The sequence below is a fragment of the Occultella aeris genome (assembly GCF_902703175.1).
Taxonomy (GTDB): Bacteria; Actinomycetota; Actinomycetes; order Actinomycetales; family Beutenbergiaceae; genus Occultella; species Occultella aeris.
The window spans coordinates 1-23,279 of record NZ_CACRYJ010000028.1 but is presented as its reverse complement, the minus strand read 5'-3'; the positions used below and the strand labels follow the sequence as shown (position 1 = coordinate 23,279).

23 protein-coding genes are annotated in these 23,279 nt (G+C 71.5%); 10 read left to right on the top strand and 13 right to left on the bottom strand.

Annotated elements, in window-relative coordinates:
* Positions 1-98: 98 nt before the first annotated feature.
* From HALOF300_RS09960 to HALOF300_RS09935, 6 genes are all read right to left on the bottom strand, one after another.
* Positions 99-1,001 carry a hypothetical protein gene (locus HALOF300_RS09960; protein ID WP_156740811.1) on the bottom strand — a complete coding sequence of 301 codons (903 nt, stop codon included), beginning with the start codon at positions 999-1,001 and terminating at the stop codon, positions 99-101.
* An 8-nt stretch (positions 1,002-1,009) separates the two neighbouring features.
* Positions 1,010-1,984: a 2,3,4,5-tetrahydropyridine-2,6-dicarboxylate N-succinyltransferase gene (dapD, locus tag HALOF300_RS09955; RefSeq protein WP_156740810.1), complete on the bottom strand. Its 975-nt coding sequence runs from the start codon at positions 1,982-1,984 to the stop codon at positions 1,010-1,012.
* Between the two features lie 121 nt (positions 1,985-2,105).
* Positions 2,106-3,083 (bottom strand): NUDIX hydrolase, encoded by a 978-nt coding sequence (locus tag HALOF300_RS09950; protein ID WP_156740809.1) that lies wholly within the window; start codon positions 3,081-3,083, stop codon positions 2,106-2,108.
* A gap of 76 nt (positions 3,084-3,159) precedes the next feature.
* Positions 3,160-5,001: an acetyl/propionyl/methylcrotonyl-CoA carboxylase subunit alpha gene (locus HALOF300_RS09945; protein ID WP_156740808.1), complete on the bottom strand. Its 1,842-nt coding sequence runs from the start codon at positions 4,999-5,001 to the stop codon at positions 3,160-3,162.
* A gap of 262 nt (positions 5,002-5,263) precedes the next feature.
* The gene (locus tag HALOF300_RS09940; protein ID WP_156740807.1) at positions 5,264-5,905 is read right to left on the bottom strand and encodes a Maf family protein; all 642 of its coding nucleotides are present in this window, start codon (positions 5,903-5,905) and stop codon (positions 5,264-5,266) included.
* 47 nt (positions 5,906-5,952) lie between these two features.
* The gene (locus HALOF300_RS09935; protein WP_156740806.1) at positions 5,953-6,705 is read right to left on the bottom strand and encodes a TetR/AcrR family transcriptional regulator; all 753 of its coding nucleotides are present in this window, start codon (positions 6,703-6,705) and stop codon (positions 5,953-5,955) included.
* Between the two features lie 109 nt (positions 6,706-6,814).
* Here HALOF300_RS09935 and HALOF300_RS09930 point away from each other — a divergent pair, with 109 nt between their 5' ends.
* Positions 6,815-7,795: an NAD-dependent epimerase/dehydratase family protein gene (locus tag HALOF300_RS09930; RefSeq protein ID WP_156740805.1), complete on the top strand. Its 981-nt coding sequence runs from the start codon at positions 6,815-6,817 to the stop codon at positions 7,793-7,795.
* Positions 7,796-7,821: 26 nt separating this feature from the next.
* Here the strand turns inward: HALOF300_RS09930 and HALOF300_RS09925 are convergent, their stop codons facing one another.
* The 3 genes from HALOF300_RS09925 to HALOF300_RS09915 form a co-directional block, all read right to left on the bottom strand.
* Positions 7,822-8,433, bottom strand: a complete 612-nt coding sequence (locus HALOF300_RS09925; protein ID WP_156740804.1) for a hypothetical protein — start codon at positions 8,431-8,433, stop codon at positions 7,822-7,824.
* Positions 8,430-10,112, bottom strand: a complete 1,683-nt coding sequence (locus HALOF300_RS09920; RefSeq protein WP_156740803.1) for a DUF885 domain-containing protein — start codon at positions 10,110-10,112, stop codon at positions 8,430-8,432. Before HALOF300_RS09920 ends, HALOF300_RS09925 begins: the two co-directional genes overlap by 4 nt.
* A 106-nt stretch (positions 10,113-10,218) precedes the next feature.
* Positions 10,219-12,864: a golvesin C-terminal-like domain-containing protein gene (locus HALOF300_RS09915; protein WP_156740802.1), complete on the bottom strand. Its 2,646-nt coding sequence runs from the start codon at positions 12,862-12,864 to the stop codon at positions 10,219-10,221.
* A 216-nt stretch (positions 12,865-13,080) separates the two neighbouring features.
* Here HALOF300_RS09915 and HALOF300_RS09910 point away from each other — a divergent pair, with 216 nt between their 5' ends.
* From HALOF300_RS09910 to HALOF300_RS09890, 5 genes are all read left to right on the top strand, one after another.
* Positions 13,081-13,443 carry a hypothetical protein gene (locus HALOF300_RS09910; RefSeq protein ID WP_156740801.1) on the top strand — a complete coding sequence of 121 codons (363 nt, stop codon included), beginning with the start codon at positions 13,081-13,083 and terminating at the stop codon, positions 13,441-13,443.
* Between the two features lie 3 nt (positions 13,444-13,446).
* Complete coding sequence (locus tag HALOF300_RS09905; protein ID WP_156740800.1) at positions 13,447-13,764, top strand: type VII secretion target; 318 nt, start codon at positions 13,447-13,449, stop codon at positions 13,762-13,764.
* A complete protein-coding gene (locus HALOF300_RS09900) occupies positions 13,761-14,615 on the top strand; it encodes a WXG100 family type VII secretion target (protein WP_156740799.1) in 855 nt (284 codons plus the stop codon). The genes HALOF300_RS09905 and HALOF300_RS09900 overlap by 4 nt, the downstream gene beginning before the upstream one ends.
* Complete coding sequence (locus tag HALOF300_RS09895; RefSeq protein WP_156740798.1) at positions 14,615-15,010, top strand: YbaB/EbfC family nucleoid-associated protein; 396 nt, start codon at positions 14,615-14,617, stop codon at positions 15,008-15,010. Before HALOF300_RS09900 ends, HALOF300_RS09895 begins: the two co-directional genes overlap by 1 nt.
* Before the next feature lie 89 nt (positions 15,011-15,099).
* Positions 15,100-15,858 (top strand): hypothetical protein, encoded by a 759-nt coding sequence (locus tag HALOF300_RS09890; RefSeq protein WP_156740797.1) that lies wholly within the window; start codon positions 15,100-15,102, stop codon positions 15,856-15,858.
* A gap of 25 nt (positions 15,859-15,883) precedes the next feature.
* On the opposite strand, the gene HALOF300_RS09885 is transcribed toward HALOF300_RS09890, so the two are convergent.
* Genes HALOF300_RS09885 through HALOF300_RS09870 form a run of 4 tightly spaced genes read right to left on the bottom strand, consistent with a single transcriptional unit; the run spans position 15,884 to position 18,882 of the window.
* Complete coding sequence (locus HALOF300_RS09885; RefSeq protein ID WP_156740796.1) at positions 15,884-16,147, bottom strand: acyl-CoA carboxylase subunit epsilon; 264 nt, start codon at positions 16,145-16,147, stop codon at positions 15,884-15,886.
* The gene (locus tag HALOF300_RS09880; protein ID WP_156740795.1) at positions 16,144-17,817 is read right to left on the bottom strand and encodes an acyl-CoA carboxylase subunit beta; all 1,674 of its coding nucleotides are present in this window, start codon (positions 17,815-17,817) and stop codon (positions 16,144-16,146) included. The genes HALOF300_RS09885 and HALOF300_RS09880 overlap by 4 nt, the downstream gene beginning before the upstream one ends.
* 29 nt (positions 17,818-17,846) lie before the next feature.
* Positions 17,847-18,326: a DUF421 domain-containing protein gene (locus HALOF300_RS09875; protein WP_156740794.1), complete on the bottom strand. Its 480-nt coding sequence runs from the start codon at positions 18,324-18,326 to the stop codon at positions 17,847-17,849.
* Between the two features lie 40 nt (positions 18,327-18,366).
* Positions 18,367-18,882 (bottom strand): hypothetical protein, encoded by a 516-nt coding sequence (locus HALOF300_RS09870; RefSeq protein WP_156740793.1) that lies wholly within the window; start codon positions 18,880-18,882, stop codon positions 18,367-18,369.
* Between the two features lie 373 nt (positions 18,883-19,255).
* Between HALOF300_RS09870 and HALOF300_RS09865 the strand changes: the two genes are divergently transcribed.
* From HALOF300_RS09865 to HALOF300_RS09850, 4 genes are all read left to right on the top strand, one after another.
* Positions 19,256-20,029, top strand: coding sequence for a biotin--[acetyl-CoA-carboxylase] ligase (locus tag HALOF300_RS09865; RefSeq protein WP_156740792.1), 774 nt, complete (start codon positions 19,256-19,258; stop codon positions 20,027-20,029).
* A gap of 17 nt (positions 20,030-20,046) precedes the next feature.
* Positions 20,047-21,084: an adenylate/guanylate cyclase domain-containing protein gene (locus HALOF300_RS09860; RefSeq protein WP_156740791.1), complete on the top strand. Its 1,038-nt coding sequence runs from the start codon at positions 20,047-20,049 to the stop codon at positions 21,082-21,084.
* Positions 21,085-21,118: 34 nt separating this feature from the next.
* Entirely contained in the window at positions 21,119-21,802 is a 684-nt protein-coding gene (locus HALOF300_RS09855) for a response regulator transcription factor (RefSeq protein WP_154795249.1), read from the top strand.
* A 70-nt stretch (positions 21,803-21,872) separates the two neighbouring features.
* Positions 21,873-23,141, top strand: a complete 1,269-nt coding sequence (locus tag HALOF300_RS09850) for an ATP-binding protein (protein ID WP_331716220.1) — start codon at positions 21,873-21,875, stop codon at positions 23,139-23,141.
* Positions 23,142-23,279: the final 138 nt, after the last annotated feature.

The following is a 23,279-nucleotide window of genomic DNA, read 5'->3' as shown; positions in this document are numbered from 1 at the left end:
GGCGACGGGGCAGCGGCTACCGGTCCCAGGTCGGTTGGCGCACAGGGGCTTCACCAGGCCCGCGCGGGCCGCGCCGACCAGGCCTGCGGGCGCCGGGGCTACCGGAGGCGGACGGTACCCACCGGGTCGTCGACGCCGACGGCGCCGTCGGGCAGCGGCGCCCAGGCGGCCCGGCCGCCGTCCGCTCGGACCCAGTGCTGCCCGGCCACGACCACCTCACCGACGCCGGTCTCGTGGGCGGTCGCGACGGCCCACTGGGCCACCGCCCAGGCGAGCAGGTCCGGGGAATCCGCTCCGCCGTCGGGCGTCAGAGCCTGGACCGAGAGCAGGTGGTCGGTGCCGGAGGCGACCATGACGACGCTGGGCAGGTCCCGTGCGACCCGGGTCGTCAGCGTCGCGGGCAGCGCCGCGGTCGTGGCTGCGTCGGGCTCGGCAAGCCGGCACACCAGCGCGGCGGGGGAGTGCCCGGTCAGCGAGGACGCGAACAGCCGCGCGAGCTGCTCGTGCTGGGCGTATGCGTCCGGGAACCCCGAGCGCTGCACCTCCTGCGCGGCGACCGTGATCTCGAGGTTCTCGTAGTCGGGCACGCGGACGAGCGCGTCATAGAAGGCGTTCGTGGCGTAGACCGGGTCGGTCACCTGCTCGACCGTGCCCCAGCCCTGGGAGGGACGCTGCTGGAAGAGCCCGAGCGAGTCCCGGTCGCCGTAGTCGAGGTTGGCGAGTCGGGACTCCTGCATGGCGGTGGCCAGCCCGATGGTGACGGCGCGTGCCGGCAGGCCACGTTCGGTGGCGATCGCGGAGATCAGTGCCGCGTGGGCCGCCTGCTCGGGGTCGAGTGCGACCGACTCCTGCCCATCGGTGGCGATGCAGCGCTGCACCAGCGGCGATGTCGGGGTACGCAGCAGGGTCTGCACGACGTTCACGGCGCCGATGGTCAGCCCGAGGGTGACCAGGACGACCAGGGCGGCCCGCCAGGGGCGGCCTCGACGGCGTTGCGGCACCGCCGGCCCTACTGCGCGTGCAGCGCGGCGTTGAGGGCGATGCCGGAGCCCGAGCGCTCGAAGGCCTCGACCGCGCCGGTGGTGGAGTTGCGCCGGAACAGCAGGTTGGAGGTGCCGGACAACTCGCGGGCGCTGACGATCCGTCGGGCGGAGCCGGCAGCGTCGGCGGTCTCATCGATCAGGGTCACCTTCGTGCCCGCGGTGACGTACAGCCCGGCCTCGATGATGCAGTCGTCGCCGAGGGAGATCCCGAGCCCGGCGTTCGCGCCGAGCAGGCACCGGGCGCCGATGGACACCCGCACGGAGCCGCCCCCGGAGAGCGTGCCCATGATCGAGGCGCCGCCACCGATGTCCGTTCCCTCGCCGACCACGACGCCCTGGGAGATGCGCCCCTCGACCATCGAGGTGCCGAGGGTGCCCGCGTTGAAGTTCACGAACCCCTCGTGCATCACCGTGGTGCCCTCGGCCAGGTGGGCGCCGAGCCGGACCCGGTCCGCGTCCGCGATCCGCACGCCGGTGGGCAGCACGTAGTCGGTCATCCGGGGGAACTTGTCCACGCCGTAGACCTGGATGTGCGCGCCCTTCGTGGCAGCGCGCAGCCGGAGCCGGGTCTGTTCGAAGTCGTCGACCGCGCACGGGCCGGCCGAGGTCCAGACGACGTTCGGCAGGACCCCGAAGATGCCGTCCAGGTTGATCGTGTTCGGCTCCACGAGCCGGTGCGAGAGCAGATGCAGGCGCAGGTAGGCGTCCGCGGTGTCCGACGGCGGAGCGTCCAGATCGGTGGTCACGTGCCGGATCACCTGGCGGGTGCCGCGGTCCGGGTCGATCACCGCGAGCGCCGCGAGGTTCGCCGGCACCCCGTACGGGCCCGAGCTCTGTGCGGGCGTCGGGCCGAGGCCCGGCGCCGGATACCAGACATCCAGGACCTGGCCACTTCCGGTCAGGGTGGCCAGTCCGATTCCCCAGGCGGTGCGTGCAGTCATGGGGTCAGCCTACGGGGGAGCGGCCCCGGGATACGAAGTCTCTCGGTCGGCGGAATCGGCTCTCGAACACCGCGGCCGTCGACTGCCCGGGTCGACGCCTTGGTTCAGGGCCCGGGCGGGCTCACTCGGCGGCGTCGAGCACCGCGCGCAGCGCGGACACGCCGACCCACCGTGCGCCGGCCGCGCTCACCCGCTCGCGCAACTCGCGGTCGGAGGTGACCACCGTGACGGCCGGGGTGCCGGGCAGGGCGGGCGACGTCGCCCGGGCCGCCTCGGCATGGCGGACGATCTCGTCGTCTCCCGAGCCGGGGGCGTCGACGATCCGCACCACCGGGAGCATCGGGCCGGAGCCTGGTGCCGCGGTGCCCTCGTGATCCGTCGCGATCGCCACGCCACGCGCGGCGCCCTCGACCACCATCACGACGTCGGGCCACCAGTGGTCGGCCGGTAGGCCGAGCAGCTCGGCGGGCACACCCAGGGCGGCCTGCACCGACAGCTCCCGGGCGAGGCGCTCGGCGGCCCCGGCCCGGTCCCGCCACCAGCCGTCCGGACGGGAGCCGACCACGTTCGCGGCGTCCACCACGAGGACCGGCCGGGACCGAAGCAGTGGCGCCAGGCTCGGCCAGGCATCCGCGAAGGCCGGCAGCAGCTCCCGGTCGGTGACGTCGTCGAGGTCGACCCAGGCGACGTCCGCACTCTCGGCGTCCGTGGGGGCCGGGTCGACCGGGGCGATTGCCCGGCCCAGCACGGTGGTGTAGGACCAGTCCGGGTGACGGAGCACCGAGGCGGCCAGGGGAGCGACGGCGGCCGGTGCGATCCCGGCCTCCTCCTCGGCCTCACGCAGCGCCCCGGTCAGCGAGTCCTCGTCGGGGTCCAGGGCTCCACCCGGCACACCCCAGGTGCCGCCGTGGTGGGACCAGGCGGCCCGGAACTGCAGTACGACCCGGGTGGGCGGCCCGCCCGAGGAGGCGCCGCCGTCGGCCAGGAGCAGTCCTGCGGCGCCGGCCGTGCCCCAGTGGCGCTGCCCGCAGCCGCACTCGACCCACGCGTCGGCGGGTCCGTGGGCGCGGCGGCCGTCAGGGTTCAGCGCGTGAGTCACCCGGCCAGCCTATGGCGATGGCCCGCGGCCGCCCGTGCGTCTCAGCGCTCGGGCAACAGGTGCTCCCCGGGGCAGGTCAGGCGCTGTCGTCGAGCGTGTCGATCTGGCAGATCACCGTGCCGGAGCCCACGGTCTGGCCGACCGCGGCCGTGAGGCCGTGCACCCGGCCGGCACGGTGGGCGACCAGCGGCTGCTCCATCTTCATCGCCTCGAGGACCACGACGAGGTCGCCCTCGTTGATGATCTCGCCGTCGGCCACCGCGACCTTCACGATCGTGCCCTGCATCGGGCTGGCGAGGGCGTTGCCGCCCGTACCGACCGCGCTGCTCGCGCGGCTCGACGCCCGGCGCGGCGGACGCTTCGGGGCGCGCGCGCGACTGCCTCCGCCGAGGCTGAGGCCGGCGGGCAACACCACCTCGAGCCGTTTGCCACCCACCTCGACGACGACGCGCTCGGTGGCTGCCTCGGTCGGAGCCGGTGCTGTCGGTGCCGCGGGTACCGGGCGGTCGCCGTCGGTCTGCGAGTTGAGGCGCTCGGCGAACTCGCTCTCGATCCAGGTGGTGTGCACGCGGAAGTCCTCGACGCGGTCCGCCGCGAAGTCACCATCGGCGAGCACGGCGCGGAAGAACGGCAGAACCGTGGGGATGCCGGTGACCTCGGTCTCGGCGATGGCCCGGCGCGCACGCTGCAGGGCTTCGGTCCGCGTCGCGCCGGTGACGATCACCTTGGCCAGCATGGAGTCGAACGCGCCGGAGATGACGTCACCGCCGACCACCCCCGAGTCCACCCGCACGCCCGGCCCGCTGGGCCAGCGGAGCGTGTTGATGGTGCCGGGGGAGGGCAGGAAGTTACCGAACGGGTCCTCGCCGTTGATGCGGAACTCGAACGAGTGGCCGCGGGTGCTCACCTCGGTGTAGCCCAGCGGCTCGCCGGCCGCGATCCGGAACTGCTCGCGGACGAGGTCTATGCCGGAGATCTCCTCGGTCACGCAGTGCTCGACCTGCAGGCGGGTGTTCACCTCGAGGAACGAGATTGTGCCGTCGGTGCCGATGAGGAACTCGCAGGTGCCGGCGCCGCGGTAACCGGCCTCGCGGAGGATGTCGATGGACGCCCGCCGGAGCTCGGCGTCCTGCTCGGGGGTGAGGAACGGCGCGGGAGCCTCCTCGACCAGTTTCTGGTGGCGGCGCTGGAGGGTGCAGTCCCGGGTGGAGACCACCACGACGGTGCCGTGATCGTCGGCCAGGCACTGGGTCTCGACGTGCCGGGGACGGTCGAGGAACCGCTCGACGAAGCACTCGCCGCGACCGAAGGCGGCGGTGGCCTCACGGACTGCGGACTCGAACTGCTCGTCGATCTCCTCGACGGTTCGGGCCACCTTCAGGCCGCGGCCGCCGCCGCCGAACGCCGCCTTGATCGCGACCGGGAGGCCATGCTCGGCAGCGAAGGCGTGCACCTCGCTGGCGTCGGCCACCGGGTCGGGGGTGCCGGCCACGAGCGGCGCGCCGGCCCGCTGGGCGATGTGACGAGCGCTGACCTTGTCCCCGAGGGCGTCGATCGCGGCCGGGGGTGGGCCGATCCAGGTCAGTCCGGCGGCGATCACGGCGCGGGCGAAGTCGGGGTTCTCGGAGAGGAAGCCGTACCCGGGGTGGATCGCGTCCGCACCGGACCGGCGGGCCACGTCGAGGATCTTGGCCGAGTCGAGGTAGGTCTCGGCGGCGCGGACCCCGTGCAGCGCGAAAGCCTCGTCGGTGAGCAGGACGTGCTGGGCGTCGCGGTCGGAGTCGGCGTACACGCCGACGGACGCGATGCCGGCGTCCCGACATGCACGGGCCACGCGGACCGCGATCTCACCACGGTTGGCGATGAGCACCTTGCGCAGCGGTTGGATCTGGGTGGTGGTCGCCGCGCTGGTCGACATGCACTCTCCTCGCTCGGTCGGCGCGCCGTCGCTACGCCTGTGGTCGCGCCGGTCGCCGCCCTCCGGCGCACCAACGTCGGTTCACGCTAGTCCTGCTGCAGCCGTGTGCCCAATTGCGACCCACGTGTGTCCGGAAGTCTGTCCTTCGACCCAACCAGCCTCCGACTCGTTTGTGTGGTCCCCACAAACGGAGCCGTAGGTTGTGCCCCGGCTCGCGGACGGAGTAGTGCAAGAGGTACAAACGCAAGGTCCGGATCCGGCACTACGCCCAGAAGTCCGTCCAGGCCAGCCCGAGCTCGGCCAGCATCGTCCGCAGCAACGGCAGGCTGATCCCGACGACGCCGTGGTGGTCGCCCTCGATCCCGGTGACGAAGGCTGCCCCGCGCCCGTCGATCGTGAAGGCGCCGGCCACCCGGAGCGGCTCGCCAGTACCCACGTAGGCCTCGATCTCGGCATCGGAGATGTCGGCGAAGTGGACGGTGGTGCTCGAGACCTTCCCGACGCTGCGTCCGTCCGAGCCGATCAGCCAGTGGCCCGTGTGCAGGACGCCGGTGCGGCCGCGCATCAGCTGCCAGCGACGCATCGCACGCTCGGCCGTGCCGGGCTTGCCCAGCGCCCGGCCGTCGAGTTCGAGCAGGGAGTCGCAACCGAGGGTCGCGTCCGGCCGGCCGGCGGTGGTGGTTGCGCCGGACGCCCGCGCGACGTGCTCGGCCTTCGCACGGGCGAGGATCAGGACGGCCTCGGCCACGGTGGCAGCGGGCCGGCCGGCCGGCCGGGACCGGGCGTGATCGGCCAGGATCGCCTCCTCGTCGAGGTCGGCAACGCGGATCAGGGGCTCGACTCCGGCGGCGCGCAGGGTTGCGGCGCGGGCCGGTGACGCGGAGGCAAGAAGCAGCGTGCTCACCCGGTGAGGGTAGCGGCCGGGCGAGCCACCGCCGTCGACCGTGCGTCTCAGTCCTGCTCGGGCAGGCCGACCTGACGGGCGGAGGCGGCGGCGAGCGTGTCGAGATGCTCGGCGTGGCGGGTGATGCTGCGGACGTAGTGACCGAACAGCTCGAACGAGATGGCCCCGAACAACTCGCTCCAGGCGTTCACCACCCGCAGGGGGTCGGCCGGGTCCAGGCCGTCCGGGACCGCCACGCCGAGGCCCTGGATCGTCACCATGAGGGCCTCCGCGTCCGCCTGTAGGCCCGCCGTCGGCGCCGGGTCGCTGAGGTCGAGGCGCTCGGTGAGCAGCCCTCGCCGGGCGGCGTGGAAGAGGATCTCGGCGAGGCGGACCACCACACGGGTGGCCGGCTCGACCGTTTCCGGCGGTGCGGCGTACCCGATCACGGGGGTGCCGTACAGCAGCGCGTACTCGTGCGGGTGGGCCACCGCCCAGTCCCTGGTGCTGTGCCAGACCCGGTGCCAGCGGCTGGTGACCCGGTCCGGGGGGAGTGCGTCATCGGCCTCGGTGACGGCCGCACCGAGGCGTGAGTAGCCCTCGACGAGCAGGGCGGTGAGGATGTGGTCCCGGCTCGCGAAGTACCGGTACACGGCGGACGGCGAGATGCCGAGTTCCCGGGTGACCGACCGCACCGACAGTCCGGCCGCACCGACCTCCCCGAGCTGGCGGCGAGCCACGGTGATGACGTCATCGATCATCGCCCCACGGGCTCGCTCGCGTGCCGTCGTGCCGCGGGGGTCGGAAGGATCGTGCTGCATCGGCGTTGGCTGCTTCCGGTCGAAAGTGTGAACAGTGTTCTTGACACATCACCCTACTCGGGTGAACACTGTTCGCAACAGAGAACACTGTTCACAATCTGGAGGAATCATGGCTCAGATCGTTGTCCTCGGCGCCGGACCAATCGGTGCGACCACCGCCCGCCTCTTCGCCGACCGGGGTGATCGGGTCACTGTCGTTACGCGGTCCGGAACCGGACCGCGGACCCCCGGGATCGACCGCGTCGCGATCGACATCTCCGCCGGTTCGCTCGACGAGGTGGTGGCCGGCGCGTCCGTGATCGTCAACGCCGTCAACCTGCCGTACGCCCAGTGGGCGACCGGCTGGCCGCCCATCCACCGGGCGATCATGGCGGCCGCCGAGTCGAGCGGCGCCGTGCTGGCGGTCGCCGGCAACTTCTACCTCTACCCGGCGGGCTCGAGCCCGATGACGGCCCGCACCCCCATCGACCCGCCCACCCGCAAGGGTGCCGTCCGGGCCCGGATGTGGGCGGACCTGGTCCAGGCACACGAGTCGGGCCGGATCCGGACCCTGGAACTTCGTGCCTCGGACTACGTCGGCCCGCAGGTGGTCTCCACCGAAGGTGCCCACGCCGGCCCGCGCCTGGTCGACCCGGTCCTGCAGGGCAAGCGCGCCGCCGTCGTCGGCGATCCGGACGCCCCGCACACCTGGACCGCGGTCGACGACATCGCCCGCACCATCGTGACCCTGGCGGAGGACGAACGCGCCTGGGGCCGTGCCTGGCATGTGCCGAGCGCGCCCGCGCGATCGATCCGGCAGGTGGCCGATGACGTCGCGAAGGCCTCTGGTGCGCCCGGCGCGCGGGTCTCACGGATCCCACGGCTGGCGCTGCGTGCGGTGGGGATGGTGCAGCCGCAGATGCGGGAGATCGTCGAGATGCTCTACCAGTTCGACGAACCGTTCGTCGCCTCGCACGAGGAGACCACCGAGGTATTCGCCCTCACGCCGACGCCGTGGGCGCAGACTGTGGACGCGATCGTGGCGGCGGCTCGGGCACGGATCTCGGGTGCCGGTGCAACGGCGGCGGTCGGTGCGACACAGTCGCGGTGAAGGCAGCCGGGGTACCGTTCGCGCGGTCAGGCAGCGAGCGCAGTCGAGAACCGCAGCAGCACCACCGAGTGGTCCGGGCTGTGCCAGACCACCACGGGTGCGTACAGGGCCGGCGGCTCCACGCCACCGGCACGGGTCACGTATCCGCCCGGGATCATGACGACGTGTTCGATGCCGGCGCCGTCGCGGTAGGTCACCGATCCCTCGATGCCGAAGCCCCGCTTGTCCCCCTCCTTCAGCGTCAGGTCGCTCACTCGGCCGACCGTGTACCGGGGGTCCTCCACCAGCCGGGGCCAGCCGGCCAGCCAGGCCTTCTCCCGGGCTGCCACCTTCCGCTCCGCCCGCCTGAACCGAAACGCGAGGAGTCCGGCGACCAGTCCCACGGCCACGAGGACGGGAGGGCCGGGGACCTCCAGGATCGCGAGGATCACGCCGAGGATGAGCAGAACGGCACCCAGCCACACCAGCCTGACCGCGACGGAGGCCCGCGGACCGGAGTCCTGCAGGTCCGCCGCCGCCGGCGGTGTGTCGAACCCCTCCGCCGTCGGGTAGTACACCGCGATCACGACGGGCTCGCCGCCCGACGGGGCCACACCGCCGTCGGGCGTGGCGTCCGGCCCACCGCCGGACTGGGTCACGCCAGCGCCTCGCGCAGGGTGTCCAGCCCGACGGAGCCGACGTCCAGGGCGCGCCGGTGGAACGCCTTCAGGTCGAAGTCGGCACCCTCGCGGGCCGCCGTCTCGTCCCGGATCTGCTCCCAGAGCCGCTGGCCCACCTTGTAGGCGGGCGCCTGCCCGGGCCAGCCGAGGTACCGGTTGAGCTCGAACCGCAGGAAGCCCTCGGCCATGTTGGCGTTCGCCGTCAGGAACGGCCACGCCTTCTCGGCGTTCCAGATGCCGCCGCCCCACTCGTCCGGGCACGGCTTGCCGAGGTGCACGCCGAGGTCGATGACCACGCGTGCGGCCCGCAGCCGCTGCCCGTCGAGCATCCCCATGCGGTCGCCCGGGTCGTCGAGGAAGCCGAGATCGGCCATCAGCCGCTCGGCGTACAGGGCCCAGCCCTCGCCATGTCCGCTGACCCAGCAGGCCATCCGGCGCCAGCGGTTCAGCAGGGCGGAGCGGTAGACCGTCTGGCCGACCTGCAGGTGATGACCGGGCACGCCCTCGTGGTAGACCGTGGTCTTCTCGACCCAGGTGTCGAACTCGGTCACGCCCGCGGGCACGGACCACCACATCCGGCCCGGCCGGGAGAAGTCCTCGCTCGGGCCGGTGTAGTAGATGCCGCCGGACTGCGTCGGCGCGATGCGGCACTCCAACCGACGAACCGGCTCGGGGATGTCGAACTGGGTGTCGGCGAGGGCGTCGAGGGCGGCGTCGGAGGTGGTCTGCATCCACTCCCGCAGGGCGTCCGTGCCGTGGAGCTTGCGGGCGGGATCGGCGCTCAGCGTGGCCATGGCGTCCCGGATGGCCGTGCCCGGACCGCCGATCTGGGCGGCCACGTGCTCCTGTTCGGCGACGATCCGGGCGAGTTCGGCCAGACCCCATTCGTACGTCTCGTCGAGGTCGATGGCGGCGCCGAGGAAGCGGCGCGAGAAGCGCGCGTAGCGCTCCCGCCCGACGGCGTCGTCCTCCGGTGCCTGCTCGGACAGTTCGCGCAGCGCTGAGGCGAGCGTGCCGTAGGCGGTCCGGGCCTGCTCAGCGCCGTCGGCGAGGTGGCCGGCGAGTGTGCTCGCGGGTGCGACGCCGTCGGGCGTGGCGCCGGTCGCGAACGTGGTCCAGAACGAGGCGTCCCCGGCGAGGTCGTCGGCCTCCTTGACGCACTCCTCCACCTGGCGGATCGCCGCGACGAGGCCTCGGGACGCGGCCAGTCGCAGCGACTCGATGTACCCGTCGACGGCGGCGGGCACGGCGTGCATCCGCTCGGCGATGGTCTCCCAGTCCGTGGCCGTGTCGGTGGGCATGAGGTCGAAGACCTCGCGGATCCCCTGCACCGGCGAAGCGATCACGTTGAGGTCGGCAAGGTGCTCGTTCGCCTCGGCGAGTTCGATGAGCAGCCCTTGACGCTCCCGCATGGCGGACTGCGTGATGCGGTCGATGTCATCGACCGGGTCGACGTCCGCCAGGTCGGCGAGCACCTTCCGGGCGGCCGCCACCCGGGCCTGGTCGCCGGCCGGGGAGAAGTCGTCGAGCAGGTGGTCGTGGCCGGTGATGCCCATCGAGGTCGCGGCGATGGGGCTCAGTCCGGCGATGGTGTCGACGAAGGCGTCTGCGATGGCGTCGGTCGGCGTCGAGGTGCGCGGGGTGGGGGCAGCGGTCATGAGGCCTCACGCTACCCGGCGCCCGCGCTCGGCGGCCGCCGTCGGGCGTGCCTTAAAACTGAAGGCCCGCCCGACGGCGACCGGTTGCGTTCGCCGGAGACGCCCGCTACTCGACCGGGATGAACTTCGCTGCGCTGGTGCGCAGGTAGTTCGCGACGGCTCCGTTGGAGACGACCACGGTCCCGTCGGTGCCCGCCTCGAACGGGTACCGTCCGAGCAGGATCCAGCGGCTGCCGCCGGTGGTCTGGTCGATGTCGACGACGTCGGTGCCGCCCGAGAAGGAGACCGTGTAGCGGGCGCCGACGGTGCTGTTGGCGTGGTTCGGCACCCACACCCACACGTCGTACTCACCTGCCACGGTCAGGTCCGGCGTCCACGTCGCGGTTGCGCTGGTCACGTTCGTGGTCCGGGTGCGTGCGCTCAACCATCCCGGCACGCTCGACGGTGTCCAGGTGCCCTGCTCGCTGTAGCCCGGATCCGACGGGGTGATGATGGTCATCGCCAGCGGCGTGATCGAAACGGTAGCGGCCGCGGACTCGTTGCCGGACAGGTCGACGGCGCGCACCTCGATGGCGTGCTCGACGTTGTTCGAGAGCCCGTCGAGCGAGTACCCGAGCCGCGGGAAGTCCGGGTTCGCCGGGTGGCCCACCGGACCGTCCGGGTTGGCGAGGGCGCCGTCCACGTAGACGTTGTAGCCGAGCAGGTCGACCTCGTGGTTCTGCGACCAGTACAGGATGCCTCGCTCGTTCGCCGCCTCGCCGACGAGGTCCGCGGGGGCCGCCGGGGCGAGGGAATCGCTGGGGATCCGGACCCGGGCCGGCCGCGACGGCGCCGACTCGTTGCCGGTGGCATCGACGGCGGTCACGGTGAGCATGACGGTCGTGCCGGCCCGCATCTCGTTCATCGTGAACGAGGTCCGGTGCACCGGGTTGCCGTTCACGCGCTGACCGTCGAGGTAGACGTGGTAGCCGACCAGGTCCGCCGCCGTACTTGCCTGCCACTGCCACGTGAGCGCGAGGTCGCCGTTGCCGGGATCCGCCTCGATCTCACCGTCGAGGCGAAGTGGGGCACTTGGGGCGGTGGTGTCCGGGGTGGGCACCGGGACGAACCGCACCGCGTCGCCTCGAACGTATCCGGGGGTTCCGTACGACTTGCTCAGTTCCACGAAGCCGCTGGTGCCGGCGTCGAACGTGTAGGTGCCGAGCGGTGCCCAACGGTCGACACTGGTCACCTCGACTTCGGTGGCGCCCGTGGTGTCGGTGACCGTGTACGGGGCGACGGCGGTGTTCAGCTCGTGCGAGGGTGTCCAGGCGTAGACGGCGTACGTCCCGCCGTCCGTCAGCGTCGGCGTCCAGCGGGCGGTGGAGGCCGAGTCGCTGGCGAACCTGGTCGCCGAGTCGAGCCATCCGGTCACGGCCGCGGAGGAGGCCCAGTTGCCGGTCTCGGTGTAGCCCGGGCCACCGTCGTCGACGACGACGGCCGGGGTGAACATGACTGCGTCCGTGCGCAGCGTGCCCGCACCCTCGGCGTCCGCGACCACCTGGACGCCCTGCCCCGTGCCCGGGGTGAAGGTGTAGGAGCCGAGGCTGACCCACTGCTGTCCCGCGGTGGACTGATCGATCACCACGTCGGAGGTCCCGCCGTCGTGGGTGACGGAGAAGTGCGCGGCCGTGGTGCCCGTGGAAAGGAAACTGGGGTTCCAGGCCAGCACCTCGTGGGACCCGGCCTCGGTCAGGTCTGGGACCCAGGTGGCGGAGGCGTCCGCCGACAGGGCGCGTCGGGTCTCGCGGTCCTGGAAGCCGAAGGCCTCCTGGTTGCCGCGGGTGACCGTGTCGGAGTCCTCCCAGTCGCCCTGTTCGGAGTAGCCGGGGTCGCCGTTGTCCACGACCACGCTGCCCGGGGTGGCGCCGTTCGGGTCCGCGGTCGGCGCGTAGTAGCGGAAGTAGTCCCAGGTCGTCTCGCCCGGGAGGTTCGTCTCGTCGACCGGGGCGGTGTACCCCAGCGTGGTGAGCCAGACGCTCTGCAACCCGTGCGGGCCCGAGAACGGCTGGACCCGCGCCAGCTCGCCGTCGACGAAGTATCGGATCTGGTCCGGCAGCCACTCGAAGCCGTAGGTGTGGTAGCCGTCGGAGGAGTCCGGGCCGGTGTACAGGCCGCCCTGGTTGCCCACGTGATGCGGGACGAACCAGTGCGAGTGGTGCGCGATCACCTCGGGCGCGTGCGAGTCGATCTCGAACCCGTCGATCTCGTTGATCCGGTTGTTCGGGCCGCGGTAGTCCGGGGTGTCCGGCATCGCGTCGGACAGCCCGGTCGTCCAGAACGCAGAGTGGAAGCCCTGATCGCCCCAGAGCTGCGCGCGGGTCTCGTAGTAGCCGTAGCCGAACCACTCCTGCGAGATCACGCCGCCGCAGGTGTAGTCGGGACCGAAGCTGTCGTCGGCCACCAGGGCGATGTGCATCAGCCCGTCGGCGACCGAGACGTTCTCGGGCCGGTTCATGCACTCGGCCTTCTCACCCTCGCGGTAGTACCAGGCCGAGGTGTCGAGCCCGGTCCCATCGGCCTGGGTGCCGTCGAACTCGTCCGCCCAGGCGAGCGCGTAGCCGGGTGGGACCTGCGGTGCCGGTTCCACTGGAGGTGGGTCCGCATCGTCACGCCCGACGGCGGTGGCGACGTCGGTCACCGGTGTCAGCGTGAGCATGGCAAGGACCAGGGCGAGTGTGGTCGTCGACGTGAGGACTGGACGGACGCGCATGGCGGTACCCCCGAGTGTGATGCCGCCCTCCCTCGGGCGGTGAGCTTCGATGCTCGTGGGATCACCCTAAACTCTCTGTGGTCGTTTCGTCCATGATGTAGAAGAACAAGCGTTTATCTAGATGGCCCATCCAGCAATCTCGTCGGACGTGCACGGGGCACTTCTCCCCATGACGGCCGTTTGGAGGTGCCCAGCCCGGTCATGCATCCTCGTACGGTGGAGTCACAGTCCGACCTGCTCGAAGCGGTCCGCGCCCGGATCCGGGCCCAGCTCGAGGATGCGCAGGCGAAGGCAACGGCCCTCGCCGGTGAGGATCTTCCGGACCGGGGGATCGGTGAGTCGGACGACGGCATCGTGCAGACGACGGTCGATCGCCAGGGCCTGCTGGTCGATGCGCAGTTCGGACCGCAGATCGTCGATCTCACCCCCGAGGAACTGCGCGAGAACATGCTGAGCGCCCTGGCTGCCGCGCGCCGCGATCTCACCGGTGGGGTGACGCCCCGCCGGCCGGACCCGAGCATGCTGGCGGACACCTCCACGATCGATGCGCTGGACGACATCATCAACGGGAGGCTGTGAGACATGGGATTCGACCTCGAGGTCGACACGGACGCGGTGCGCGCGCACGCGACGGACGTGAGCGGGCTGGCCGCGCGGATCGGGGACGCCACCTCGGCGGCTGGGGACGCGTTGACCATGGGCCCCCATGCGTTCGGGATCCTGTGCAGTTTCCTGACGCTCCCCGCGAACGCCGTGCAGGGTCTCGGGCTCGTCGGGATCGCTGGGAGCCAAGCCGTCGTCGGCGGGCTCGGCAACACACTGACGTCCATCGCGGACAACTACGACGCCGTCGACCAGGCCACGGCCGGCCGCCTGACGAAGTTCGTCGAGTCACTGTGAGCGAGCTGGTAGCGCCCGTCGTCAACGACCGACCCGAGCTGGGCGAGTGGTACAAGAGCCTCAAGATCGTCGGCCCGATCGACCAGACCGTGACGTCGGTCCAGAACGGGAACTGGGCGGGTGCCCTGTTCGGTCTGGCCGGCGGCGTCACGGACCTCGCGGATGCGGTCCTCGACCCGATCGCCACGCTCGTCTCGAGCGTCGCCGGCTTCCTCCTCGACTACATGCCGCCCCTTCCGGAGTTCCTCGACAGCCTGGCCGGCGACCCGGCCGAGGTCACGGCGATCGCGGACACCTGGTCCAACATCTCGGGTCACCTCACCACGGTCGCCGCGGACTTCGATGGCGCGGTCGACGCCGCACTGGCCCCGTGGGTCGGTCTGACCGCCGACACCTACCGTGAGGTCGCGAACGTCACCAGCGGCACCATCTCCTCGATGGCGGGCGTGGCGACCGGCCTGAGCGTCGGGTTCGCCATCGCGAGCGGCATCGTCGCCGCCGTCCGCGCGATCGTGCGGGACCTGATCGCGGACCTGGTCGGCAAGCTCATCTCCTGGGTGGTCGAGTGCCTGGCCACGGTCGGCATCGGCCTGGCCTGGATCGGGGCGCAGGCCTCGGCTGCGATCGCGAAGTGGAGCACCAGGGCCGCGGACTGGATCCAGAAGGTCACCGAGGCCATCGAGAAGTTCGCCGCACTCGTCCAGAAGCTCGACGGCGCTCTCACCGAACTGGTCCCGTCGCTGAAGAAGCTCGAGGGGATCCTCAACATGCCGGGCGGTCCGCAGTTCGGCGATGCCATCCCGGGCATCGCCGGGCTTGGCAACGCCGGGTACCAGGGAGCGACGAACTGATGTCCTGGCAAGCCGGCTATGAGGAGTCGCTGAGCAAGCTCGAGGCGCTCACGGAGATCGCAACCACACGAGCGTCCGCCATGCAGGGTGCCAACGCGCGCCTGGGCGGCGTGCGGATCGAGTCGTGGTCGCCGCAGCGTGACGTCAAGGTCGTGATCGACTCGACGGGCCTGATCCAGGACGTCGAGTTCACCGAGGCCGCCACCCGCTCCTCGCCCCTGGCCCTGAACCGTGGCCTGATGCGGGCGCACGACGACGCCCTGCGTGCTCTCGCGGCCCAGGTCGAGGAGATCGCCGCGGACGAGCTCGCGGATTCCCCGGAGCTGCGGGAGTCGCTGCAGAGCACGTACCGGAACGGCCTGCCGCAGCGGGTCTTCGACGACGCATCCGAATGAGTCGGTCCCGGGCCCCTGCGCCGACGCCCTCGGGGCGCCCACAACACGATCGGACCCGGCGCGGTCTGCCGATCGTGCTGGGTGCCGTCGTGGCACCGGTCCTGATCCTGGTGCTGCTGGCCGCCACGGGCGTGCTTGGCCGGCTGGGGCAGCCCTGGACCACGATCATCGTCGTGGTGCTGCTGTTCGTCGCGTTCGGCGCCGGTGCCATGCTGTACGCCCGGGTCGCCGAGACGCGAGCCGACGCTGAGGAGCAGGTGTACGACGGCGAGTGGTCGGCCTGGGCGCAGGCGAACGGTTGGCGTGTGCAGACGCAGGAGGCGGTCGATCCGCTGCTCGTGCCGCTCGCACTTCCGCGTGGGCACCGGCTGGTGGGGCCGCGTCGGGCGATGGCCGGCCGGTTCGACGGGCGCGACGCGCGCGTCGAGTCCTGGCGCAGCGAGGAGCCGTTGCACCGGGTCAACGCCTACGGGCAAGCGCGGCGCGAACTCGTGGTGCTGGCCGCCCGCGCTCCGCTGCCCGCCTTTGCGGCCGGGGTGAACGCCGATCGCGGTTTCGATCGCTGGGAGCCGTTCCCGGGCATCGTCGGCGGCCGGGGCATGACCCTGCACTCGGGTCCGGGACTGCCCGCGAAGGTGACCCTGATGGTGGCGCCGGGCGATCTCCAGCTGGTGACGCCCGTGGTGGCGTTCCTGCTCGGTGAGCTGGTCGGGCGCGTGGACGCCCCCGTGACGGTGGCCTCCGACGGCTCCCGCGTGGTGGTCTCCGCGCCGGACGGCACGGGCCCGGACGACCGGGCCCGTCGGATCAGTTTGGCGCAGTCGTTCCTCGCCGCGTTCGGGGTCTGAGCGGCGTCGACCCGGACGGGCTCGGTCAGGCCTTGTATGAACTCCAACGCCAGGCCGCGCGGCCGGGTCGGACCGGCAGGCCGAGGCGATGACCCTGGTCGCGCCACACCGAGGTGTGGGTGCCGTCGTCGATGTCGTCCGGTGTGCCCGCGCGGGCGGCTAGGATCCCGGCGACCAGGGCGGCCAGCTCGACGTCATCGGGCTCGCCGCGCATGACCCGGACCACGTCGTCGGGCACCTCGCCGCCGGCGGAGTAGGTGCCGTTCCCGTTCCCGTTCGGCGTGCTCATAGCGGGATGTTCCCGTGCTTCTTGGCGGGCAGCGATGCCCGTTTCGTCCGCAGCGCCCGCAGTCCGCGCACGATCTGCGCGCGGGTCTGGGACGGCTCGATGACGGCGTCGACGTAGCCGCGCTGCGCGGCGTCCCACGGGTTCACGATCGCCTCCTCGTACTCGGCGACCAGCCGGGCGCGTTCGGCCTCGACGTCGCCGCCGCTCTCGGCCACCTTCTTCAGCGCGCCGCGCTGGAGGATGTTCACGGCGCCGCTGGCGCCCATGACGGCGATCTGCGCCGTGGGCCAGGCCAGGTTGATGTCCGCGCCGAGTTGCTTGGAGCCCATCACGATGTAGGCGCCGCCGTAGGCCTTGCGGGTGATCACGGTGATCAGCGGGACGGTGGCCTCGGCGTAGGCGAAGATCAGCTTCGCGCCGCGACGGATGATGCCGTTCCATTCCTGGTCGGTGCCGGGCAGGAACCCGGGCACGTCCACGAACGTCAGCACCGGGATGTTGAACGCGTCGCAGGTGCGCACGAACCGGGCGGCCTTCTCGGCGGCGTTGATGTCCAGCGTGCCGGCCATGGTCTGTGGCTGGTTGGCCACGATCCCGACGGGGTGGCCCTCGACGTGCCCGAACCCGATGATCACGTTGCGCGCGTACAGGGCCTGGACCTCGAGGAACTCCCCGTCGTCGAGCACGTGCTCGATGACGGTGCGCATGTCGTAGGGCTGGTTGTCCGAGTCCGGGATCAGGGCGTCCAGCTCGAGGTCGGCGTCGCTGACCTCGAGGTCCGCCTCGATCGGGTACGTCTCGGGGTCGGTCAGGTTGTTCGTGGGCAGGTAGTGCAGCAGCGACTTGACGTAGTCGTAGGCGTCGTCCTCGTCGGCGGCGAGGTAGTGGGCCACCCCGGACCGCTCGTTGTGGGTGTGTGCGCCACCGAGTTCCTCGAAGCCGACGTCCTCGCCGGTGACCGCGCGGATCACGTCCGGGCCTGTGATGAACATGTTGGAGGTCTGGTCCGCCATCACGATGAAGTCGGTGAGCGCGGGCGAGTACACGGCGCCGCCGGCGCTCGGGCCGAGGATCAGGGAGATCTGCGGGATCACCCCGGACGCTGCGACGTTACGGCGGAAGATCTCGGCGAACTGGGTCAGCGCCGCGACGCCCTCCTGGATCCGGGCGCCACCGCCGTCGGAGATCCCGATCAGCGGGACCCCGGTGCGCAGGGCGAGGTCCATCACCTTCGTGATCTTCTGACCGTGCACCTCGCCCAGGGACCCGCCGAACACGGAGAAGTCCTGGGAGTAGATGCACACCTGGCGGCCGTCGATGGTGCCGTACCCGACCACGACGCCGTCGCCCGGGATCTTCTTCTTGTCGAGTCCGAAGTTGCTGGAGCGGTGGGTCGCGAAGGCGTCCAGCTCGACGAAGCTTGCCTCGTCGAGCAGGCCCTCGATACGTTCCCGTGCGGAACGTTTGCCCCGGGCCGCCTGCTTGTCGGCCGCGACGGCCGCCAGGGATCGCGGTCCCTGCTCGTTGCGCGCATCGAGATCGGCGATCTTGCCGGCGGTGGTGGTCAGATCGGGGGCGTCGGAAGAAGTCACATCAGGCACTGTAGTTGTCGCAGTTCGCCAATGCGTTTCGGGGAGTCGACGTGGCGGATGCCGGGTTGGTTGTGCCATTCCTACAAGTCGGGTGCGGGTGTGCGGTCTCAGCCGGGTTTTGGCTCCTCGGGTGCGCCGGCCTCGGGTCCCTCGGCCGTGATGAACGAGAGCTGGCCGTTCGTCTCAAGCACGGCCAGCCGGATCTGGGCGAACGATGTGATCCCCTGCCCGCGTGCGGCGGCCATGAAGTCGTCGAGGCTGAGTCGCTCCCGCCGCATCACCGGCAGCGCGGGCTCACCGTCGGCGAACACCACGACGGGGAGCCCGTGGGTGATCCGCGCGGCCGGCCGCCACCGTGCGTTCACCCAGGAGATCGCGATCGTCAGGATCGCGAACGTGCCCACGGCGAGCACCGCGGCGGTCACCGAGTAGTCCTGCTGGGTCACGGCCTGCTGCACGAGGTCGCCCATGGTGATGAACACGATGAGTTGGAACGAGCTCAGCTCGCCGAGCGTCGAGCGTCCCACCACCCGGGTGATGAACCACAGGAACAGGAAGACGACGGCGGCGCGGATCACGATGTCCATCTCGGGCGGCTCCTTGCCGGTGCTAGAGCGGAACGAGGCTTCAGGGGAACAGGACGGTGCGGATCGGCACCTCGGCGACCCGGGCGTCGTCCAGGACGAGCGCCACCGCGCCGCTGCGGCCGACGTCCGCGTTCGGCTGGATGTAGGCGTCGTAGTCGAGCACGAACGTGGTGCCCGACGGCGTGTCGAAGGTCAGGTAGAGCCACTCACCGTCGCGCGTGGTCGCACTCGGTTCCGGGTGGAACCCCTGGGTCTCGTAGATCTCGAGGTAGGCGGCCGTGACGGCGATCGTGAGCTCCGGGCCGAAGCCCTCGGGACTGTGCACCCGGACCCGCCACGGCACGTCCTGACCCGGCCGCGCGGCGGCGGCCGAAGTCACCGTGAGGGTGTAGCCCTGGGCCTGCGCGGAGGTGGTCGACTCGCGGTCGCCGAGGAACCCACCCAGGGCGGCGAGCAGGACCAGCGCCAGCGCAGCTGTGCCGAACCGGCGCATCAGTACGGATCTGGGCCCCGCGTCCAGCGGGTGTACGTCCTCGAGCGTCGAACGCGCAGTCATGGATCGGGTCTAGCACCATCGGATCGCCCCCGCGAGCCAGCCGGGTGGGTGCGCTCACCGCCTTTCCGGTCGCTCACCGCATGTCCGGGTGCGCCCGCTGCGAACTCGCCGAGGCCCGCGCCTTCCAGACCTCGACACCCTCGGCCACCCACGCGGCCCGTTCCTGCACCGACTCCATCGTCGCCCCCCAGCTCGCCCGATCCCCGATCGATCCTGCGCTGGCAGAGCCTGCCACCGACTACAGACATCTCGGCGTGACCGGACGAACGACAACTGCGTCCGCAGCGTTGCGCCACTGATCCGTCTGCCGGGTCAGTGGCGCAACGCCGTGGGTGGCTCGGCGCCCGGCCACCTCCAATGGCACGCTGGGCGGATGACCAAGCCGTACCTGAGGATCGTCGAGTCGACCGGCTCCACGAACGCCGACCTGCTCCGCGCCGCGACGGCCGAGCCCGACGCGTGGCCGCATCTGTCCGGGATCCTGGCCCGGCACCAGCGGGGCGGCCGTGGCCGGACCGGCCGGACCTGGGACACCGATGCCCACGCGGCGCTCACGTTCTCGGTGGTGCTGCGCCCGGACCGGCCCCGTGAGCAATGGTCGTGGCTGCCGCTGCTCGCCGGTGTCGCGGTGTTGCGGGCGATGCCCGCGCCGGTGGCCGGCGGCGCGCCGGGTGTCCGACTCGCCTTGAAGTGGCCCAACGACCTGGTGCACACGGGGGGTGGGCAGGACCTGCCTGACTGGCACCGGCTCCGCAAGGTAGGTGGGCTCCTCGCGGAGGTACTCCCGGACGGCTCCGGCGTGGTGCTCGGCATCGGTGTGAACCTCGCCGGTGCGTCGCTACCGGTGCCGTGGGCCGGGACCCTCGCCGAGGTCGGGATCGAGACCGACGCGCAGACGCTGGCCGCGCGGATCGTCGCGTCGCTCGCGCACGTGCTCGCCGACCCGGCCATCACCGCGGACCCACGCTCCGCCGTCGGGCCTCACGTGGTGAGCCTCGGTGCCGAGGTGCGCGTGGAGCTGCCCACCGGGCCGGCCATCCACGGCGAGGCGACCGGCCTCGCGGACGATGGTGCACTCGTGGTGCGAACCGACGCCGGAGTGCGCCACGTGCACGCCGGGGACGTCGCGCATGTACGCCTGGGGTGAGGCGATAACCTCGAGTCGTGACTGAGTCCACCGAGCCGCGCGCGGAGCGATCGACGATCCGCGACCAGGAGGAACGGCTGCTGGGCGGTCCGCCGACGCTCGACGTCGAGGAGATGGCGGCAGCCGTCGGGATCCCCACCCAGGTGCTGCGGGTCTACTGGCGCTCCCTCGGATTCGCCGACGTGCCGGAGGGCGTCAAGCACTTCACCCAGGTGGACGTCGACGGTCTCAAGGCGATCGTGAACCTGGTCCTCACCGACGCCGTGAACCTGGACACCGCGCAGGACCTGGTGCGGGCGCAGGGCCACTCGATGGACCGGCTGGTGCTGTGGCAGGTCGAGTCGCTCGTCGCCGATGCCCGGCACCGGTACCACCTCGACGACACCAGCGCCCGCCTCGTGGTCCTCGACCGGCTGGCCGTGATCGGCCCGGTGCTGCGCGACCAGCTGGGCTACGTGTGGCGCCGTCAGCTCGCGGCGCTGCTGGCCCGGATGGACAAGGACGTTGCCCTCAGCAAGGACACCGCCACGACAGACCGGCTCCCACTGGAGCGCGCGATCGGCTTCATCGACATCATCTCCTACACCTCCCGAGCGGCCCGGCTCGCGCCCACCGAGCTCTCGTCGCTGATGCAGGTGTTCGAGTCCGGGGCCAGGGACGTCATCGCGGCGCACGGGGCGCGGGTGGTCAAGACGATCGGGGACGCCGTGCTGTTCGTCGCCGACGACCTCGAGACCGGCGCGATGGTCGCGACCGGCCTGCTCGACGTGATGGACGCGCGCGGCCTGCCGATCCGGGGCTCGGTGGTGTGGGGCCGGGTGCTGTCCCGGTCCGGGGACGTGTTCGGCCCAGTCGTGAACCTCGCGTCCAGGCTCAGCGACCTCGCCGGGCCGGCCTCGATCCTGATGGACGACGTCAGCGCCGCGCTGCTGGAGGGCATGGACGGCGCGTCGATGTTCTCGTTCGAGGAGTTGCAGCCCGTCGACGTGCACGGGCTTGGTGAGGTCAGGCCGGTCCGGCTGGCGCGGCACGCCACATCCGAGGAGGCACAATGAGCGCTTCGCCAGTTCGTGGCATTAGCATGGGCGAGTGACCCGAGTTCTATTAGCAGAAGATGACCCGGCCATTGCCGAGCCGTTGGCGAGGGCTCTGACTCGCGAGGGCTACACGGTCTCCGTGCACGGCACCGGACGCGGAGCGATCGACGAGGCGGCTCAGGCCGACCTGTTCGTGCTCGACCTCGGCCTGCCCGACATGGACGGACTCGACGTGGCCCGGTGGGTCCGCAACCAGGGTCTGACCACGCCGATCCTGGTGCTCACCGCGCGCGCCGACGAGGTCGACCTGGTGGTGGGCCTCGATGCCGGTGCCGACGACTACGTGACCAAGCCGTTCCGGCTGGCCGAGCTGCTCGCCCGGGTGCGGGCGCTGCTGCGCCGGGCCGGGAGCGAGGGCGGCGAGGAGGACGAGATCGCCTCCCAGGACGTCCGGGTCGACATCGCCGCGCACCGGGCGTTCCAGGGCGAGCGGGAGCTCCAGCTGACCGCCAAGGAGTTCGAGCTGCTCCGGGTGCTCGTGCGGGAGGCCGGCGCGGTGGTCTCCCGGGACTCGCTGATGCGCGAGGTCTGGGCCTCGGACCCGACCGGTTCCACGAAGACCCTGGACATGCACGTGTCCTGGCTGCGCCGCAAGCTCGGCGACGACGCCAACGCCCCCCGGTACATCTCCACCGTGCGGGGCATGGGCTTCCGATTCGAGAACGGGGAGCACTGACCTGCGAAGACGTGTCCTGACCGCGACCATCGCGGCGGTCACCGTCGCGGTGCTCCTGCTCGGTGTCCCGATGTCGATCTTCGGGGTCCTGATGGTCCGCGAGAGCATCGATCAGAATATGAGGCTGCGGACCCAGTCGGTCTCGCGCGCGGTGGAGACCCGGATCGCGTTCGAGACGCCGCTCGACGACGAGATGCTGGAGCGCTGGGTCGTCGTCGACGATGAATCCGGGATCCCGGCCGTGCGGATCACGGTCACGGACGTGGACGGTACCGTCTTCAGCGCGGGCCCGGAGATCGACGGCAATACGTACTCCGTCTCGCAGAACACCCCCTCGGGCGCTCGGGTGGAGATCGCGATCGCCGCCTCCTCGTTGTTCTGGCGCGGCGCCCAGGTGGTGATGCTGGTCCTCGCCGCCTCCGTCATCGCGTTCGGGGTGGCCGCGCTGGTGGCGGTGTGGCAGGCCCGCCGGCTCGCGGCTCCGCTGATCTACCTGGCCGCCTCCGCCGAGCAGATCGGATCCGGGCAGGTGCGCCCCCGGATGGAGACGTCCGGCGTCGAGGAGATCGACCTGGTCGCCGCCGAGCTCAGTCGCACCAGTGACCGACTCGCCGGCCGGATCGCCGCCGAGCGCCAGTTCGCCGCGAACGTCAGTCACCAGCTGCGGACGCCGCTCACCGCGCTCTCGATGCGACTCGAAGAGATCCAGATGCTCTCCGAGGACGAGGAGGTGCGGGAGGAAGCGCGGATCTCGCTCGACCAGGTGGAGCGCCTGGTACACGTCGTGGACGACCTGCTCAAGGCCGCCCGCAAGGCCGACGGCGGCACCACCGAGGCCCTGCACGTCGCCGACATCTTCGCGCAGCAGCAGGAGGAGTGGGGGCCCACGTTCAAGCGGGCCCGGCGCCCGCTCACGTTCGGCGACCCGGGCGCGGCTGCCGTGCTCGCCACCCCGGGTGCGCTCGCCCAAGTGCTCTCGACCCTGCTGGAGAACTCGCTCAAGTACGGTGCCGGTACGACCGCGGTCCGGGTCCGCCCGACCAGGGACGGCTCCGAGACCGGTGTGGTGATCGAGGTCGCCGACGACGGTCCGGGGGTCAGCGACGAGCTGGCGCCGAAGATCTTCGACCGGCACGTCACCTCCGGCAAGGGCACCGGCCTCGGGCTCGGCCTGGCCCGCACGCTCGTCACCGCCGACGGCGGCCGGCTCGAACTCGCCCAGCGGCGCCCGCCGGTCTTCGCGATCTTCCTGAACGCGGTGCCGCCACGGCTGGACCCGGACGTCGTGCTGCCGCCGGGCGCGCTCGTGGTGGTCGGCCGCCGCCGCCGGCGCCGCTGACGCGACCGGCCCCGCGGCGCTCACCACGCCCCGCGGCCGCTGAGGCAGGGGGTTACGCCTGAGACAGAACGTTGTACCCGTCTGTCTCAGGCACAAGGTTCTGTCTCAGCGTGGGAGGTCGGCCTGGGGGGCGGGGGT

Excerpts from the sequence above, each read along its gene's own strand:
- dapD (WP_156740810.1), bottom strand. The coding sequence starts at position 1,984 with ATGACTGCACGCACCGCCTGGGGAATCGGACTGGCCACCCTGACCGGA.
- HALOF300_RS09945 (WP_156740808.1), bottom strand. The coding sequence starts at position 5,001 with ATGTCGACCAGCGCGGCGACCACCACCCAGATCCAACCGCTGCGCAAG.
- HALOF300_RS09935 (WP_156740806.1), bottom strand. The coding sequence starts at position 6,705 with ATGCAGCACGATCCTTCCGACCCCCGCGGCACGACGGCACGCGAGCGA.
- HALOF300_RS09930 (WP_156740805.1), top strand. The coding sequence starts at position 6,815 with ATGGCTCAGATCGTTGTCCTCGGCGCCGGACCAATCGGTGCGACCACC.
- HALOF300_RS09920 (WP_156740803.1), bottom strand. The coding sequence starts at position 10,112 with ATGACCGCTGCCCCCACCCCGCGCACCTCGACGCCGACCGACGCCATC.
- HALOF300_RS09915 (WP_156740802.1), bottom strand. The coding sequence starts at position 12,864 with ATGCGCGTCCGTCCAGTCCTCACGTCGACGACCACACTCGCCCTGGTC.
- HALOF300_RS09905 (WP_156740800.1), top strand. The coding sequence starts at position 13,447 with ATGGGATTCGACCTCGAGGTCGACACGGACGCGGTGCGCGCGCACGCG.
- HALOF300_RS09895 (WP_156740798.1), top strand. The coding sequence starts at position 14,615 with ATGTCCTGGCAAGCCGGCTATGAGGAGTCGCTGAGCAAGCTCGAGGCG.
- HALOF300_RS09885 (WP_156740796.1), bottom strand. The coding sequence starts at position 16,147 with ATGAGCACGCCGAACGGGAACGGGAACGGCACCTACTCCGCCGGCGGC.
- HALOF300_RS09880 (WP_156740795.1), bottom strand. The coding sequence starts at position 17,817 with ATGGCACAACCAACCCGGCATCCGCCACGTCGACTCCCCGAAACGCAT.
- HALOF300_RS09875 (WP_156740794.1), bottom strand. The coding sequence starts at position 18,326 with ATGGACATCGTGATCCGCGCCGCCGTCGTCTTCCTGTTCCTGTGGTTC.
- HALOF300_RS09870 (WP_156740793.1), bottom strand. The coding sequence starts at position 18,882 with ATGACTGCGCGTTCGACGCTCGAGGACGTACACCCGCTGGACGCGGGG.
- HALOF300_RS09865 (WP_156740792.1), top strand. The coding sequence starts at position 19,256 with ATGACCAAGCCGTACCTGAGGATCGTCGAGTCGACCGGCTCCACGAAC.
- HALOF300_RS09850 (WP_331716220.1), top strand. The coding sequence starts at position 21,873 with ATGTCGATCTTCGGGGTCCTGATGGTCCGCGAGAGCATCGATCAGAAT.